We start from the raw sequence: 16,098 nt of genomic DNA on the forward strand, positions 1-16,098 counted from the left end.
CGTATGAGTAGGAGGGCAACGCTGGTAAGAGTATCCATGTTAATGGTTGAGTTCACATCGCTACCATTAATAGTGTTAGCTTCAATATACTTGCTAAGCGGGTATCAAATGTTAAATCCGGAAATAAGAGTGATCCCTGAACCCGGAAAAATTCACACCGATAAGATTCTAAGAGCTCTGACAATAGTCCTCACATATCTGCACACCTTAGGCGGCATAATTATTGTAGTTGAGAGACGCTTAAGAGAAGAGTCTCAAAGAAGGGTTATCGGGGCAGCGATGATCACCGCGTTAACTACGCTGCTGATCTTCCTCTTACTCGTTGAGGCAACGTTATGAAGAATACGGACGCAGTTACTGAAGAACATTAAGAACCCGATATATCTAGAGAGGAAGGTTACGTTACCGTCAAAACCAGATGTAAAATGTATGGCGAAAATATTATGGGTAGACTCTGTTTATTAGTCTTGGGAACGCTATGGCATCTCTTATATGGCTTAGCTTACATATCCACATAACTGTTCTCTCAACACCGAGCCCGAAGCCAGCATGCGGAACCGAGCCCCAACGCCTCAAGTCTATATACCACTCATAATCGTTTGGGTTTAAATTGTTCTCCCGTATTCTCTCCAACAGCTCATTTTCATCGTCGATACGCTGCCCCCCTCCAGTTATCTCGCCATAGCCCTCGGGCGCAAGCAGATCAGCGGACAAGGTTACTTCAGGCTTCTTTGGATCAGGCTTATGGTAGAAGGCTTTTGCCTTCCTCGGATAATGCGTCACGAAGAATAGTTTATCAAACTTTAGGGCTAAACGTTTCTCCTCAATCCAGCCTAGATCGTCGCCCCACTTGATATTTACGCCATCTCTATTTAGTATTTCAATGGCTTCGTCGTAAGTTATTCTCTGAAAGGGCGGATCAACCATCTTTAGGAGTTCGTCTCGCGGTCTGCCGAGAGCCTCCAGATCCCTGACAGCGGACGGGTTTTCACACAACCTGCGAATTATATGAGCCAACATATCTTCTTCAATCTTCATTACTCCCTCTAAATCGCACCATGGGACCTCAACCTCAAGGTGCCAGAACTCCGTCAGATGGCGCCTAGTTTTAGATTTCTCGGCCCTGAATGAAGGCGCAACAGTATATATTTTTCCTAGGCTAGCTATCGCGGCTTCAGCGTAAAGCTGCCAGCTCTGCGTTAAATAAGCCACTTTATCGAAATATTTTACGCTGAACAATGTTGCTCCGCCCTCACATGCGGCTGTTATAAGCGTCGGCGCATGGAACTCGGTAAACCCATTCTCATTCAACCATTCTCTGGCAGCCTTAAGCAGCTCAGCCCTTATGCGTAGAATCCTCTGCATCTTTTGGCTTCTAATCCATAAATGCCTATTATCTAGTAGGAAATCTGGCCCATGATACTTCTTCGCTATCGGAAAACCCTCCTTCGCCCTGTGAATAATTCTTAGGCTAGAGGCCTGCAGCTCATATCCTCCCGGGGCTCTATGATCCTCTTTAACAACCCCAGTCAACTCGAGTGTTGACTCTAAAGCGAGTTTTTTCGTCTCCTCAAAGGTTGTCTCATCAATTTTATCCTTCTTGACTGTGCATTGAATAACCCCTGTTCCATCTCTAATTAGGAGGAAATGTATTCCGCCGCTTGAACGCTTGTTGTGAAGCCAGCCTCTAATAAGCACCTCTTCATTAACGTGTTTTCCTGAAAGTATATCTGACACGTAAGCTATCTTTGGCATATTAACCCTCTTGAATCCGAGTCAAATCTTCACTTGAGAGAAGATAATCGAGCAAAAATATTAACGTTTTTACCTAAACCTATGTGAAATATCAGTTAAGGCGTCGCGTTTTCCTAAAAGCACTTAAAGGCTCTAGGGGATAAGAAGATAAATATGGTTAATCCGAAAGAAAATCTTCTTCGAGCAATCTGCTGTGAGGAACCAGAATACGTTCCGAGAACCAGTGAGAACATCATGCTAGTATTCCAGTTTAGAGACAACTTTAGAATGGAGAGCTGGATTGATAAATGGGGGGTTCGCTGGGAAGCTGCACGCCGAGATATGGTTCCTTTCCCTAAGGGAAACCCGCTGCCAAGTCTAGATAAATTGGATGAATACGAGTTTCCTAATCCATGGGAGTTAGGGTTCACGTGCGAAGACGAGGCTTACCTACGTAGCATTGATAGAAGCAGCCACCTAGTTCTCGGCGGTTTAACCTACTTCATGTTTGAGAGAGCTTGGGCTTTAATGGGCATGGAGAACTTCTTTAAATCGTTTTTCACCCATCCCAAGGAGATGAAGCGACTGCTGCATGAGATCGCTAACTTCAATATCGGCGTTTTTAGGCGGTATCTTGAGCTAGGTTTAGACGGGGTTTCCATATCCGAGGATCTAGGGCACCAGAGGGGGCTGATGATTTCGCCTAAAATATTCAGAGAGTTCTTTTTACCGGAATACAAGAGATGCTTCGAAGAACTGGTTAGGGAGGGAAAGATAGTGGAATTTCATTCCTGCGGCTGCATACAAGATATTATCGACGATCTAATAGGTGTGGGGATCACGATTCTAAATCCTGTTCAAGCAAGGGCAAATGACCTACTAGTCGTCAAAGATAAGTGTAATGGAAGAATCGCGTTAAAGGGAGGAGTGGACTCCCACTTATTAATGTTGGGGCCGATAGACGAGATTAGGGGAGAGGTTAAAAGGGTCATAAATATTTTAGCGCCGGGCGGAGGATACATAATAGGCCCGGATCAGTCGATGCCATTTCCGACGGATCACGTTGAAGCCTTATGGGCTACCGCTAAATCCTATGGTAAATATCCCTTAAGCGTCAAGTTTAGGGTAAATACATAATGTTGCCTTTAAGCGGACGCCATCTTTTTCTCTCGGACTACGCATAGTATTCTCCTCAGTATCTCCTCATCCGGCAGCACTCCGGGAGGCGGCTCAACAATCTTTTTTAGCGGTAACGGGACGTGATCCATACGATAGGTTGTGCCCTCGGCTTCGATGCCGACGAACGCGGATGGAATTACAACGTCAGCCATCAGGGCTGTTGTAGATAAGCACGGATCTATAACTATTAACGGGTTTTTAACAAGGTTTTCCACGGCTTTTCTCGGAAAACTCGAAACAGGGTCGGAGGCTATGACCAGCGCAGCGTCCACATCGTCCCTATATAAAACGTCTACAGCCGAGGTTTCGCCCGGATTATACCTTGGGTAGCCGTGCGAGAAGTCGACGGCGTAGGGGTACCCGGTCTGCCAGGTAAACACTATGTTGGCGCCGGTCACGTTGAAGTGCCCCCTCATTGGCATAATTAGGAACTTCGTGTATTTGTTTAGGTCTCTAGTGAGCTTTATTGCCGCCTCAATATTTCTAGATCTTCCCTCACTCATGGTTAAACCTACGCCGAAGAAGAGTATGCCGAATCTAGCGTTAACCATTAGGTCGGCGAGCTCCTCAAGCCTCTCCACCGGAACCCCTGAAACCTCGTCTACATCTAGGTCTTCATCACGGATTAACGCTCTAAGCGCCTGAAGGACTTCGTAGTCTCCGTTAGGCTCAACCTTAATGAATATGTCGGCTAACTCAGCCGATCTGGTTCTTTGAACATCGACGACGACAAGCTTTCTTTCCTCAGGCGGAGGTAGAATCCACCTATCCTCCTCCTTAAATAGGCGTTCAGCAACCTCGCTCTTGAAGGCTAAGCTGGCGGCCCTATAGCGCTTCTTTCTAGCTGACTCAAAAACCAGCTTTGATAAGTATCGTTTCCACGCGCTTCTTTGGAAACGTCCTTCAGCTAAAGCGGTGTAGCGCTCTATGTGGCGTGGATGGGCGCTCCACGGGTTGCTGCCCCAATAAATAATTAGGTCAGCCCTATGGCGAATCTGCCCAAGCGTACATGCCGGTAATCCAACTTCCTGTACGGCTAGGATTGAAGGGCCGTGGCATACGGTTGTGGTGTTATCTATTATGCCGCCAACCTCCTCAGCCAGCTCTAAGCCAACCCTTATAGCCTCGCAGCTCGTGTTGCTCCAACCATAGAGAAGCGGGTATAGAGAGTTGGCAAGTATATCCGCCGCCCGCTCTATAGCCTCATCCAGCGATGCCTCCGCGAGCTCGCCGTTCTTCCTTATGAGCGGCTTAGTGTTCCTATATCTACTATACTCTATGAACTTTGATGCTCCAAGGGCGCAGGCGTTTCTAACGTCGAAAACTTGATTATCTTTAACTATTATCTCCACATCGTCACAGCAGCATCCGCAAAATGGGCAAACAACCCCTGAAATAGTCTGCATAAAATCACTTCCACTCATTTCTTCTTATCACCGTAGGTTTTTAGGAGCAGATCCCTTATGCTCAAGGCCTGCTCATCCGTAGGTTCAACTTTAACCTTAAAACCCTTAAGGGGCGGCATGCCGGTTCCATCGGTTTCAGAGGGCAGAATAATATTTATCCATGGGCCGAAGGGTATGAATACTGCGCCCGGGCTCCTTATCCTCTTAGATCTTCTAGCCTTAACCACAACTGAACCTACATTGGTTGCGATCTTAACATTGTCGCCATCATTAACGTTTAGGCTCCTCATGTCTTCAGGATGCATCTCGCATACAGCAACGTGCTCCATATACTCGTCGGAGAGCTTGGCGTGCTCCTTAGTGCAGCCCTGATCGATGGTTCGACCAGTTATAAGGGTTAGCTCCATACTCCAGTTCTCTCCAGCCTTCATTCACTCACCTATAGACTTTAATAAAGTAGTTTATCTCTCATTAAAAAACATTATAGGTTAAGAAGGATAAAATAAATAACCCTGAAGAGATCTAGAAGTTAACTAGTATCCGGCGTTTAGGAGTGATGTGAGATTGGCTACTCTTAGTTACGGAAGCGTTGAGGTTGAGGATACTTTTGCAGAAATGTTCGAAATGTGGGTTAGCCGAGTTCTTATAACCGCCGAGAACGAGAAATGGGTTCAAGTGGCTGCTGAGGTTGCGACCGGCTTCGCATCCTCTATAATAGGCTCACCAGCTGAGGCCGGGGTTGAATGCCTGCTTAAACCCAGCGAAACCCCGGACGGAAGGATTGGAGCCATAATTCAGATTTATCATCGTACAAGGGGCGACTTAAAGAGGCAGATGGTGGCTCGCATAGGCCAATGCGTAATGACGTGTCCAACGACGGCGGCTTTCAACGCCTTGGAGGGGACGCCTAGGAAGCTTAAGGTTGGTAGAAGTCTGCGCTTCTTTGGCGATGGTTTCCAAAGGCTCGACAACATTTATGGTAGGAGGGTTTGGCGTATACCCGTCATGGAGGGCGAATTCATAGTTGAGGACAGGTTTGGAGTTAAGAAGGGCGTGGCTGGGGGAAACTTCCTTATAATGGCTAGGGACTTAAAGTCCGGGTTAGCCGCAGCCGAAGCAGCTGTTGACGCCATACGTGAAAGCGTTAAAGGAGTTATACTCCCGTTTCCCGGAGGCATATGTCGCTCCGGGTCTAAGGTTGGGTCACTGAAATATAAGATTCCGGCCTCAACAAATCACCTGTATTGCCCAACCTTAAGGGGCATAGAGCCTGAGAGTAAAGTCCCAGAAGGGGTGAAAACCATTTATGAAGTGGTTATAAATGGGCTTGGTTTAAGCGAAGTTAAGATGGCTATGGCCGAAGGAATAAAAGCCGCAGCTAGTGTTCCAGGGGTCATCAGAATATCTGCTGGAAATTATGGCGGTAAGCTCGGTCAACACAAAGTTTATCTTCATGAACTATTAGGAGAGTAGCGGCGAAACGCGGCAGCCTATTCCTCCCTCATCCTTCTTCGAACGGCAGGGTTTGTGTCAGCCAGCCTTTTAAGCGTGGACTCGAAGCTCTCGTCAGGCGGTATCTCCCTCTCAATAAACAGCCCGGTTCTTCCAACATTGTCGCGGCGCATCAACGTGTAAACCCTGTTGAAAACTGTCTCAACAGATATTTTAAGGATCTTGGCGGCTCTCTCCTCCTGACCGATTACGCTGCTCTCGATATGCCCATTTTCAGTGGGCTCGATGAGCATCAAACGCTTATCGACTCCCGGAACCCTGATGCCCTTCTTAAGCATTTCTAATGTTGCTTTGCCGCTAAAATCGTAAAATTCCCTCTCAACGGTCTTCATCTTTGAGAGCGGGAATGAGACGCATGTGTTTTCATCGATCTCAATGTAGCCTTTAATCGCATAGTGTGGGGTTGCCTGCGTAAGGATGCGCCTGTTGATGGGTAGCCCGCTCATTCTCAAGGCATTTTCAATTATGAATGAGGGATAGGTGCCCGGGATAAATACGTCTATATCGCTTTTCGGCGAAACATCACCCCTAGCTATGCTTCCGTGCACAATGCATGGTATATGGGCTTTCTCAAGAGCCTCCATGATCCTGATGGCCTTAGCCCTCAAATCGGATAGAAGTTTCCAATGCTCTACGCTATAGAAAACCTCAACCCTTTCAGCATACGTCACGGGCTTTTTAGCCAACGTGTTAAACCCCGAAACCCTTTTAAGGAGGTTTCCATCAACAAATATTTTCCACCTCCCTAAAAATAAGCTGGTATGGTCAAAAAGTTTTTGGCGATAATGAGATTTTCGGAAGAAAGTTTATTAATGCTTTCGGTTTTCTAATTTACGCGTCACATCGAATGCTGGTTTCCCTTAAGGGAGCGTCGAGCTTCATATTGGATGAAAAACAAATGCTTATTTCGCTTTTAATCGTTTGGCTAGCGATCTATCTTCTAGGTAGAGTTTTACCCCTGAAAAAGTACGGTTTAGACATAAAACCGTTCTTTGTAAAGTATGAGTCGGAGCGGTTTAAGAGGATCCTTTCCAAATGCTCGGATAGGCAAAGAGTTTTATGGAGGCTCTTCAGCCATATAAGCGTTTTTTCAGGCTTCGTGCTCATGGTTTTCGCCATAGGCTTCCTCTCAATAAACCTTATGAGACCTTTACTCCGCTATGGGCGGGAGGTAACCGTGGTCCCAATAATCCCCGGATTAACTCTCGACCCAGTTTGGCTGCCGTACTTTCTAATAGCCGTTCTAGTGGCGATCCTCACCCATGAGGCGGCTCATGGAATAATAGCTTTAACCGAGGGGGTTAAAGTGAAGTCCGCTGGTCTTCTAGCGTTCGCGATATTCCCCGGAGGCTTCGTCGAGGTTAATGAGGAGGAGATGAATAGGCTACCGCGTATCTCCAGAATGAGGATTTTCTCAGCCGGCTCATCTTCAAATCTAGTATTCGGGCTGATGGCGTTGCTGGTAACATGGACTCTCTTTTCACCAGTTCCCTCAGGCATAGTTGTCATCAACGTTTTGGAGAAAGGCCCTCTCCACGAGGCTGGAATAGGGAGATGGGATATTATATACGCTTTAAACGATACGAAGATAAACACTTATCTTGATCTTTCAGCCTTCATGTCTAGGGCTAAGCCCGGCGATAGGCTGATGGTATCTACGAGTAAAGGAAACTTCTTGATAACGGTTATTCAGAGCCCTGAAGATAAGGATAAGGCTATAATTGGGCTGCTTTCACCGTACATACCCTACTATCGAAGTAGGCTTGGGCTCAGCTCATTCCTGGATACCCAAATCTATCTCACTCTCAGCTGGCTTCTCTCAGTGCTCTTCAGCGTCGTGATCTTCAACATGCTTCCAATACCAATGCTTGACGGTGATAGATTCCTCCAATGCCTGATTGAAAAAGCGTCTGAAAAGAGCTATGCTTTCCTGAAAAAGTTTTTCAACGTCCTCTCACTGTTTTTGATGGTTGCAAACATGGCTGTAAGCCTAAGATTATGGTAGATGCTAAAGGACAGATAGATTATGGTTAAATGCACTGTATGCGGGGTTAGAGAAGCCTTCTACCTTAGGCGGTATTCTGGAGAAAAGCTCTGCGTGAAATGTTTCCTTGAATCTATAGAGGACAAAGTTAGGGTCACCATAGCCAAATATAACATGTTTAGGTTTGATGACAGGATAGCTGTTGCAGTCTCGGGTGGAAAAGACAGCCTCAGCCTGCTGCATATACTCGCAAAGATTGAGAGAAGCTTCCCGAAAGCGGAGCTTTACGCTATAACAGTCGATGAGGGAATAGCGGGCTACAGGGATGAAGCCATAGAGATAGCCTCCGAAAACTGCAGGGAGATCGGCGTAAAACACTCTGTAATATCGTTTAAAGATCTCTACGGTCACACGCTGGACGATATAGTTAAGCGGATAAAAGCGTCTGGTGTAGAATTAACGCCCTGCTCCTACTGTGGGGTTCTTAGGAGGAAAGCCTTAAACCTGCTCGCAGCAAGGATAGGCGCAACGAAAATCGCTACAGCCCACAATTTGGACGATGAGGTCCAAACATTCATGCTTAACATAATGCACGGCGATATTTTCAGAGTGTCTAGGACAGGCCCGACGTTTGAGGATGAGAAGCCCGGCTTGGTTCCTAGAGTTAAGCCGCTCTGTGAGGTCTTGGAGAGAGAAGTAACGCTATACGCTTATCTAAAGGGGATAAGGTTCCAAGAGAACCCGTGCCCATACGCCGGAGAAGCCCTAAGAAACGATATAAGAAATATGCTGAATAGGCTTGAGGAGAAACATCCTGGAACAAAATATAAGATTTACAGGTCGGCTGAAAAAATCAGAGAAGCCATTGGAAGCATGGCTCCAAAAGTAGCTCTTAGGCAATGCGCCATGTGCGGCGAACCCACCGTGGGCGAAATATGTCAAGCATGCCGCCTACTACAAAACATATAGGCTGTGGGGCGGCTTAAGAATAATGTTTGGACGGTGGGTCACTGAAGCTCGACGCGCAGAATCAGCAGGCCCAAACCAGCCCGCGGCTCATACCCGCACCCCTCTGAGCGCCGGTCGTCCAGGCTTAGGTTGCTCCCTCCCGGGCCTGGCCAGGTTCGCCTGGCAAACACGGTTACATCTCTCCTACGAGAGATGCTCCGTGACCGCCGGCCCCAGAGGACAGGTAATCATTGCTTAAGGCTGGATGGGTCTGCAGCCTTACGCGCCTCGCTTCAGCTTTCGGCCCGCCGTATAGGGGGTTTGCGGTCGAGGCTCCTTTAGCCTCTCAGGGGACCCCTAGCCCCCCGCCTGAGACCCACCGTCCAATTAAACCTAAATATTTCATGTGCTAATAAACGCTTCTCTCCAAGTATTTTAGGTTCCCTTGATTATGCCCATTAAAATTGGCATCAGCATTGTTCCCTTCTCTAGGACGCCTAGGCTTCCTCTCCTGCAGTCTTTTTCAGAGAACTTTTCTATTTTGTCGCTTTCGACTCCGCCTCCAGATATTAGGAGTGGAACTGGGTCGTCGCTGTGCGCTTTAAGTTTACATGGTGTTGAGTGGTCGGCGGTTACGCAAACCACGGTTTTATCTAAATCTATTTTCGGAAGCACTTTTCCGAAAAAGTATCTGTCGATGATCGCTATCGTTTCAGCCTTACGCATAAATTGCCCGTCGTGCCCCGGTTCGTCCGGACCCTTAATGTGAATGTAGAAGCAGTCGAAATCGCCTAGAACGCTAAGCAGCTTTTCAGCTCTAAATAGGCAGTCACGCATCAAGTCTCCTGAGGGCGGCGGAACCTCTATAAGATGCATGCCGGCTAGTCTCGCTATTCCCCTTTCAACAGGCATGTCCGCTAAACACGCAAACTTCACATTATATTTATCGTTTATATTGAAGAATTTTGGTAATGTGTCTCCCGCATCGCGAGTTAAGATGACGTTAGCCTTCAGCTTTCCGGAGGCTTCGCGCCTCTTATTTACCTGATGCTCCTCTAGGATCCTATGGCTCTTCCAGACGAATTCGTTCACCAGCGCGGCTGAAATTCTAGCGGATTCGCTGTCTTCGAGGGGCGTGCAGTCTTCAAGGATCATGCGGAAATCTGGCTTCACGACGCCTAGGCCGGCAACCCTCTCATAAGCCGGGTCGGTGTTAGATACTTTGCTTGAAAGCGGCTTACCTAAACTCCTTATAACTAGGACGCCTCTATGACCTATCGTGTTCTTAAATACGAATTCAGCTAGATAAGACTCGAGCTTAACCATCCTGTTGACTGCTTCAGCCAGCTCAGAAGCCTCCTCGGTTGTCAGATCCCTCCCAGCCCTCCTATCGATTATGCGCCTATCTTTCCCCAATGTTGCAAAATTGCATCTTAACGCTAGGTCGCCGTCTCTGAAGTCTAAGCCGGCGCCATAAGCCTCTAGGGGACCTCTGCCAACATGGTATATGTACGGATCGTAGCCTAGGATCGATATGACGGCCACATCGCTTTCCGGAGCAACCCCGCGCTCAACAGTGTACATGAGCCCGAGCTTCCCGTTTCTTGCCAGAAGATCCATGTTCGGCGTCTCAGCGAACTCCAGCGGCGTCCTGCCGCCTAGCTCCTCTATTGGCAGGTCGCCCATCCCATCAATAACCACATATATCAGCTTTCTAGGCACCTGTTTCACCCCAGAGCCTAACTCTATTATGAAAGCTGGCAGCGTTTATTAAAACTTTTTAAGATTTAACCTCCTCTTTTAGAATGCTGGAAATTCATGTTATCTGAGGCGTGTATGATCAATGAAACTTAAAGTTAAACTGCTCGACTTGGAGTCAGGCGGAAAATTTATAGTTGTCTTGAATAGGGAGGACGCTGAGGATTTAGGGGTTTCAGGCCTAGGCCGCGTAAAACTGCTGGGTAGAGGTAGGGAGGTAACAGCGATAGTTAATGTGGCTTTTGAGAGCGTTGGGAGGGGCTACATAGGCGTTTATGATGAGGTTAAAAGATACATGGGTTTAAGGGAGGATGACGAGGTTGACGTTGAGGCGGCGCACTTTCCGCTCTCAGTCTACTATGTGAGGAATAAGCTCAGCGGGAGAAAGCTAACATATGAGGAGATCTTCGAGATAGTTAAGGATGCCGTCAGCGGAAACCTAAGCGAGATCGAGATCGCGGCTTTTGTGACCGCTCTCCACGCCTTCGGCTTAGATTTAGATGAGGCGACAAGCCTATCGATGGCTATGGTTGAGACCGGAAATAGGCTTGAGCTCAAAAAGCCACTGATAGTTGATAAGCACTCTATAGGCGGGGTTCCCGGAGATAAAACCACGCTTCTCGTTGTCCCTATAATCGCGGCGTCCGGCTTGACGATACCTAAATCCTCCTCTAGGTCTATTACTTCCGCCGCTGGGACGGCTGATAGGGCTGAGGTTCTTATGCCCGTTGCATTGGGTATAGAGGAGATGCGCGAGGTCGTTGAGAAGACTAATGGCTGTATTGTTTGGGGCGGGGCATTGGATTTGGCTCCGGCCGACGACATTTTCATTAGGGTTGAGCATCCACTGTCTATAGACCCGCTCCTACTGCCTTCGATAATGGGTAAGAAGAAGGCTGTGGGCGCAAACCTCCTAGTGATCGACATACCGACTGGGAGGGGGACAAAGATAAAGACCATTGGCGAAGCAGATCTGTTGGCCAAGGACTTCATGGAGCTTGGACGCCGGCTTGGGATAAGAGTTCGATGTGCGGTAACCTACGGCGAGCAGCCGGTCGGCTACGCTGTGGGCCCGGCTTTAGAGGCTTGGGAGGCTCTGAACACTATAATGGGTAGGAGCCAAGCGTACGATCTGATAGATAAGGCGACCCATATAGCTGGCATTCTCCTAGAGATGAGCGGAAAGGCTGATGGAAATGGCGGCGCGATCGCCCTAGAGGTCTTAAGGTCTGGGAAGGCTGAGGAGAAGCTGCGCGAGATCATTGGCGCCCAGGGGGGAAACCCGAATATCATGCCGGACGATATAGCGCTGGGCTCTGAGAGGTTCATCGTGCGCTCGAAAAGGAGTGGTGTAGTCTTATGGATAGATAATGCGTCTGTGGTTGAGGCTGCTAGGCTGGCTGGCGCTCCTAGAGATAAGGGTGCAGGGGTTTTACTTCATAGAAAGATAGGCGACAAGGTCTCTGAAGGGGAGGCGCTGGCAACAATATTCGCTGAGAGGGCCAGTAAGCTTGAGAGGGCGATAAGCGTCTTTGAGGAGTTTCCGGTTATAGGTGTTGGAGATAGAATGGAGATGCTCATCCACGAGGTTAGGGAGAGGCCTATAGCGAAGAGAACTTTTGTCCTAGAGCGCTAAAAATAAATATTTGCTAGCTATTTCTATGGGTTTGTTTAGGCTGGTGCAGTGATGGAGGAGTTCTTTAAGGTAGCCCTTAACCTTATTGAGGCAAGCGAGAAACATGAGTTATACCGCGGAGAAGAGTGCATAAACCTCATAGCCAGCGAGGGCCTAAAGTCTCCAGCTGTTAAAGAAATGCTTCAGCTCACTATGGATCTTGAGAGCAGGTACGCTGAGGGCGAAAACGATCTTGAGGGGCATGTTAAGAGACGATATTATCAAGGGCAAAAGTACATCTCTATGATAGAGGACTGCGTAACAGACCTCATGAAGATGCTGTTTAAGTGCAGCTGGGCTGATGTACGCCTAGTCTCCGGAACACACGCCAACCTGGCAACCTTTAAGGGCTTGTCGCTAACGACTAAAAGCCGAAAGATGGTTGTTACGCCGCTGAGCGCCGGAGCCCATATATCGCATGATTACACAGGCCTAGCTGGAATGGTTTTAGGCTTAGAGAACATAGAGCACGCATACGACGTTGAGAAGATGAATATAGACCCAGATAAGTCCGCCGAAATAATTAGGGCGGCTAAACCGGGCATAGTGACATTCGGCGGAAGCCTATTCCTATTCCCACACCCGGTTAAAGAGCTCAGCGACGTAGCCCATGAGGTCGGCGCGTACGTAGTCTACGATGCGGCGCATGTGCTGGGCTTAATAGCCGGCGGAATGTTCCAAGACCCGCTCAGGGAGGGCGCGGACTTCATGACGTCCTCAACCCACAAGACTTTCCCGGGGCCTCAGGGCGGCGTTATCTTAGCGGATAGGCGGGACGAGCGTATGGAGAAGGCTATAAGGAACGTTCAGTACGCTGTTTTCCCGCTCAGCACATCTAACACGCATCTGGGTAGGCTTCCGGCAACCGGCATAGCCGCTTTAGAGCTCAAGATATTCGGCGAAGCTCTCGCTAAGCAGATCGTTAGGAATGCGCAGGCTGCTGGCCAATACCTCTACGAGAATGGCTTAAAGGTTTTAGGCGAACGCTACAGTTTCACCATGTCGCATCAGCTGGCGGTCGATGTTAGGGAGTATGGCGGCGGAAAACGGGTTTCCGAAGCTCTTGAGGAGGCAAACATAATATTGAACAGGAATATTCTGCCATACGACGATCAGAACAACCGCGAAAACCCGTCGGGCATAAGGATAGGCTTCCAAGACGTGACCAGAAGGGGCTTCACGGAAAGCGACATAAAACACCTATGCGACCTAATGCTAGAAGTAATTAAGGGCAAGCGCAAGCCAGAAGAAGTGAGAAAAGAAGTCATAGCGCTGAGAAAAGCGCACAGCGAAATTAAATACGGTTTCCAAAGCGTAAGAGAAGCCATAGAGCATCTGCAAAGAAGCCTAAAAGGAATATAAAAGAGCAACAATAGCTTCTGCTTCAGTTTATCCAGCATTGCTATGCGCTGTTATCTGGGGTAGTAGATGGGAGGGGCTAGACCGTAAAGAGTGGAGAAATAGCCAAAAATTCACAGTTAACCTTTACTCTATAAACCTTTTAATTATTCCCGGTATTTTTCCGGCTCTTAACGCGTGATCCGCCAGTACGAATGCTAGGCATGCTTCGACAACCGGGACGGCTCTTGGAACTATGCATGGATCATGTCTCCCAGCAACCTCCATCTCCTCTTCATTCATTGTTTCTAGGTTTACTGTTCTCTGTTTCTTCGATATGGATGGCGTTGGCTTGAAGGCAACTCTAACCTTTATCGGCATGCCGCTCGATATTCCGCCTAGTATTCCACCAGCATTATTCGTTAAAGTGACAACCTTCCCATCCCTAATAGCGTACTGATCGTTTGCCTCAGAACCCCTCATGGACGCCAACCTGAAGCCTGCGCCGAACTCAACACCCTTAACGGCCGGTATGTTGAACAGCATCTTCGCTATGTCCGCGTCAAGCGAGTCGAATATCGGTTCACCCAAGCCAGCTGGAACATTGAGCGCGATGCCCTCAACAACGCCTCCCACGCTATCGCCTTCCCTAGCAGCGCTTAAAATCTCCTCAATCATCCTCTCGGCTAATTCCGGGACAGCGCATCTAACAGGATTCGAATAAACATTCTTTCTTATCTCATTATGTGGAACTTCGCCCTCAACCCTCACACGGCCAATCTGCACCACATGGGCTAAGACCTCAACGCCAATAAGGCTTAGGAGCTTCTTGGCGACAGCTCCAGCCATAACGTAGGCAGCGGTTATCCTCCCAGAGAACCTTCCGCCGCCGCGCGGATCATTGTATCCGCCATACTTTACTCTAGCCGTGTAATCAGCGTGGCCGGGCCTAGGCTTAAACATAACTGTTTCATAGGGCTTTGAGTCAATATCCTTATTCCTGATAATCATACATATCGGCGCGCCGGTCGTGTAGCCCCTATAGACCCCGGACACTATCTCGACTTTATCCTCCTCTCTCCTAGCGGTGCTTATATCGCTTAGCCCCGGACGCCTCTTATCCAGCTCAGCTTGAACGTCTGATTCGCTGAGCGGTAAGCCGGCTGGGCAACCGTCTAAAACAGCGCCTATGTAGAACCCGTGGCTCTCCCCAAAACATGTTAGGACGAGAGACTTGCCGATAGAGTTACCGTTCAAGGATTTCTACTCCTAGGAGGCGCATATCCCTGATAAAATCTGGATAGGACTTATTTATGCATTCGGCATCACGTATAATTGTTTCCCCATCCGCTGCTAGGGCCGCCACGGCGCAAGCCATCGCTATCCGATGGTCTCCATGAGGATCTATCTCAGCAGCCTTCAGCCTTCTTACACCGCGAACAACCAGCTTATCGTCTAAAACCCTTATATCAGCGTTCATCTTCGAAAGCTCAGCCAGCAGCGCTTCAACCCTGTCAGACTCCTTAAACCTAAGCCTCCTAACACCGCCGATAATAGACTCTCCCTCAGCCATGCATGCCAGCACGGCGCACACTGGAACAAGGTCTGGGTTATCCCTCATATCGACGTTAATCGGGTTTAATGGCCCCGCAGGTCCTTCAACATCAATAAAGTTCTCGTAAACGTTTACCCTGGCTCCGGCTTCGCTGAGGATCCTGACTATGAGCCGATCTCCTTGAAGAGAATCTCTAAAGAGGCTTTCAACCCTTATCCGCGAGCCCGTTATGGCTGCTGCGGCTAGGAGGAAAGCGGCTGAAGAATAGTCCCCCTCAATAGAATGGCTACGGGGCCTATACTCCTGCCCGGAAGGTATATTGAAAGACGTGTGCTTCCATTCAACCACGATGCCATGTTTTTCAAGCACATCTAAAGTCATGTCAACGTAAGGCTTAGACTCTAAAGACGTTGAAAGCATTATACTAGTGTCGCGCTCAGCCATAGGGGAAGCAAACAAAAGCCCCGTGATGAACTGCGAGCTCACATCACCTCTAACGACAGCCTCACCGCCCCTTATCCCGCCGCCAAAAACCACTATTGGCGGCCGACCGTCGCCGCGAGTCGAATAACATTTAACGCCCAGCTGATCTAGGGCGTCGAGTAGAGGCCCCATTGGTCTACTTCTAAGGCTTTTTCCGCCTGTGAGCACGGAGATCCCGTCGGCTAAAGCACATATCGGCGTCATGAACCTCATCGTTGAGCCGGAATCCCGGCAGTTTATCACGTCGTCCGGCGTTTTAAGCCTAGGTGACCCAAGAATCTTAAGCGTTCCATCATCGGCCCTGCTTATCTCCGCTCCGAGCTTTTGGCAAGCATCTATCGTCGCTAAGGTGTCGTCGCAGAGAAGAGCGTTACGGATTTCAGATAAACCGTTTGAGAGGGAAGCCGCTATTATGGCCCGATGGGTATAGGATTTTGAGGGCGGGGCCCTAACCGAACCTGAGAGAAGCGCTCCCCCCTTAACAACTATATCTGTCAACATGCTTCACCATCTATATGCAGTTAAC

The 16,098-nt window shown here is 48.6% G+C and carries 14 protein-coding genes and 1 other RNA gene; 7 read left to right on the top strand and 8 right to left on the bottom strand.

What is annotated here, in order from left to right:
- Nucleotides 1–3 precede the first annotated feature (3 nt).
- On the top strand, nucleotides 4–339 hold the full coding sequence (locus QXR61_01280; GenBank protein ID MEM3756586.1) for a hypothetical protein: 336 nt from the start codon (nucleotides 4–6) through the stop codon (nucleotides 337–339).
- 102 nt (nucleotides 340–441) lie between these two features.
- Here the strand turns inward: QXR61_01280 and asnS are convergent, their stop codons facing one another.
- Entirely contained in the window at nucleotides 442–1,755 is a 1,314-nt protein-coding gene (gene asnS, locus QXR61_01285) for an asparagine--tRNA ligase (GenBank protein MEM3756587.1), read from the bottom strand.
- Nucleotides 1,756–1,908: 153 nt separating this feature from the next.
- Between asnS and QXR61_01290 the strand changes: the two genes are divergently transcribed.
- A complete protein-coding gene (locus QXR61_01290) occupies nucleotides 1,909–2,871 on the top strand; it encodes a uroporphyrinogen decarboxylase family protein (GenBank protein ID MEM3756588.1) in 963 nt (320 codons plus the stop codon).
- Between the two features lie 8 nt (nucleotides 2,872–2,879).
- Here the strand turns inward: QXR61_01290 and QXR61_01295 are convergent, their stop codons facing one another.
- Complete coding sequence (locus QXR61_01295) at nucleotides 2,880–4,337, bottom strand: molybdopterin-dependent oxidoreductase (protein MEM3756589.1); 1,458 nt, start codon at nucleotides 4,335–4,337, stop codon at nucleotides 2,880–2,882.
- Nucleotides 4,334–4,750, bottom strand: coding sequence for a molybdopterin dinucleotide binding domain-containing protein (locus QXR61_01300; GenBank protein ID MEM3756590.1), 417 nt, complete (start codon nucleotides 4,748–4,750; stop codon nucleotides 4,334–4,336). The genes QXR61_01295 and QXR61_01300 overlap by 4 nt, the downstream gene beginning before the upstream one ends.
- Before the next feature lie 133 nt (nucleotides 4,751–4,883).
- Between QXR61_01300 and fhcD the strand changes: the two genes are divergently transcribed.
- Nucleotides 4,884–5,792 carry a formylmethanofuran--tetrahydromethanopterin N-formyltransferase gene (gene fhcD, locus QXR61_01305; GenBank protein ID MEM3756591.1) on the top strand — a complete coding sequence of 303 codons (909 nt, stop codon included), beginning with the start codon at nucleotides 4,884–4,886 and terminating at the stop codon, nucleotides 5,790–5,792.
- Nucleotides 5,793–5,809: 17 nt separating this feature from the next.
- Here the strand turns inward: fhcD and QXR61_01310 are convergent, their stop codons facing one another.
- On the bottom strand, nucleotides 5,810–6,517 hold the full coding sequence (locus QXR61_01310; protein ID MEM3756592.1) for a nucleotidyltransferase domain-containing protein: 708 nt from the start codon (nucleotides 6,515–6,517) through the stop codon (nucleotides 5,810–5,812).
- A 197-nt stretch (nucleotides 6,518–6,714) separates the two neighbouring features.
- On the opposite strand from QXR61_01310, the gene QXR61_01315 reads away from it, so the two are divergent.
- Both QXR61_01315 and QXR61_01320 read left to right on the top strand, forming a co-directional pair.
- Nucleotides 6,715–7,836 (top strand): site-2 protease family protein, encoded by a 1,122-nt coding sequence (locus QXR61_01315; GenBank protein MEM3756593.1) that lies wholly within the window; start codon nucleotides 6,715–6,717, stop codon nucleotides 7,834–7,836.
- A gap of 21 nt (nucleotides 7,837–7,857) precedes the next feature.
- Nucleotides 7,858–8,784 carry a TIGR00269 family protein gene (locus tag QXR61_01320; GenBank protein ID MEM3756594.1) on the top strand — a complete coding sequence of 309 codons (927 nt, stop codon included), beginning with the start codon at nucleotides 7,858–7,860 and terminating at the stop codon, nucleotides 8,782–8,784.
- 31 nt (nucleotides 8,785–8,815) lie between these two features.
- Here the strand turns inward: QXR61_01320 and ffs are convergent.
- Nucleotides 8,816–9,145, bottom strand: an RNA gene (gene ffs / locus QXR61_01325) — signal recognition particle sRNA.
- A 53-nt stretch (nucleotides 9,146–9,198) separates the two neighbouring features.
- Nucleotides 9,199–10,485 (bottom strand): alkaline phosphatase family protein, encoded by a 1,287-nt coding sequence (locus QXR61_01330; protein MEM3756595.1) that lies wholly within the window; start codon nucleotides 10,483–10,485, stop codon nucleotides 9,199–9,201.
- A 121-nt stretch (nucleotides 10,486–10,606) separates the two neighbouring features.
- On the opposite strand from QXR61_01330, the gene QXR61_01335 reads away from it, so the two are divergent.
- Together QXR61_01335 and QXR61_01340 are read left to right on the top strand one after the other, a co-directional pair.
- A complete protein-coding gene (locus QXR61_01335) occupies nucleotides 10,607–12,157 on the top strand; it encodes an AMP phosphorylase (protein MEM3756596.1) in 1,551 nt (516 codons plus the stop codon).
- 51 nt (nucleotides 12,158–12,208) lie between these two features.
- Nucleotides 12,209–13,558: a serine hydroxymethyltransferase gene (locus QXR61_01340; protein MEM3756597.1), complete on the top strand. Its 1,350-nt coding sequence runs from the start codon at nucleotides 12,209–12,211 to the stop codon at nucleotides 13,556–13,558.
- Between the two features lie 123 nt (nucleotides 13,559–13,681).
- On the opposite strand, the gene aroC is transcribed toward QXR61_01340, so the two are convergent.
- Both aroC and aroA read right to left on the bottom strand, forming a co-directional pair.
- Complete coding sequence (gene aroC / locus QXR61_01345; protein MEM3756598.1) at nucleotides 13,682–14,791, bottom strand: chorismate synthase; 1,110 nt, start codon at nucleotides 14,789–14,791, stop codon at nucleotides 13,682–13,684.
- Nucleotides 14,781–16,073: a 3-phosphoshikimate 1-carboxyvinyltransferase gene (gene aroA / locus QXR61_01350; GenBank protein MEM3756599.1), complete on the bottom strand. Its 1,293-nt coding sequence runs from the start codon at nucleotides 16,071–16,073 to the stop codon at nucleotides 14,781–14,783. Before aroA ends, aroC begins: the two co-directional genes overlap by 11 nt.
- Nucleotides 16,074–16,098 lie beyond the last annotated feature (25 nt).

It is taken from the genome of Candidatus Bathyarchaeia archaeon, from assembly GCA_038882715.1.
Taxonomy (GTDB): domain Archaea; phylum Thermoproteota; class Bathyarchaeia; order Bathyarchaeales; family DTEX01; genus DTEX01.

Bases quoted from the DNA above. Each gene is read 5' to 3' on its own strand.
- QXR61_01280 (MEM3756586.1), top strand. From the start codon at position 4: ATGAGTAGGAGGGCAACGCTGGTAAGAGTATCCATGTTAATGGTTGAG.
- asnS (MEM3756587.1), bottom strand. From the start codon at position 1,755: ATGCCAAAGATAGCTTACGTGTCAGATATACTTTCAGGAAAACACGTT.
- QXR61_01290 (MEM3756588.1), top strand. From the start codon at position 1,909: ATGGTTAATCCGAAAGAAAATCTTCTTCGAGCAATCTGCTGTGAGGAA.
- QXR61_01295 (MEM3756589.1), bottom strand. From the start codon at position 4,337: ATGAGTGGAAGTGATTTTATGCAGACTATTTCAGGGGTTGTTTGCCCA.
- QXR61_01300 (MEM3756590.1), bottom strand. From the start codon at position 4,750: ATGAAGGCTGGAGAGAACTGGAGTATGGAGCTAACCCTTATAACTGGT.
- QXR61_01320 (MEM3756594.1), top strand. From the start codon at position 7,858: ATGGTTAAATGCACTGTATGCGGGGTTAGAGAAGCCTTCTACCTTAGG.
- QXR61_01335 (MEM3756596.1), top strand. From the start codon at position 10,607: ATGAAACTTAAAGTTAAACTGCTCGACTTGGAGTCAGGCGGAAAATTT.
- QXR61_01340 (MEM3756597.1), top strand. From the start codon at position 12,209: ATGGAGGAGTTCTTTAAGGTAGCCCTTAACCTTATTGAGGCAAGCGAG.
- aroA (MEM3756599.1), bottom strand. From the start codon at position 16,073: ATGTTGACAGATATAGTTGTTAAGGGGGGAGCGCTTCTCTCAGGTTCG.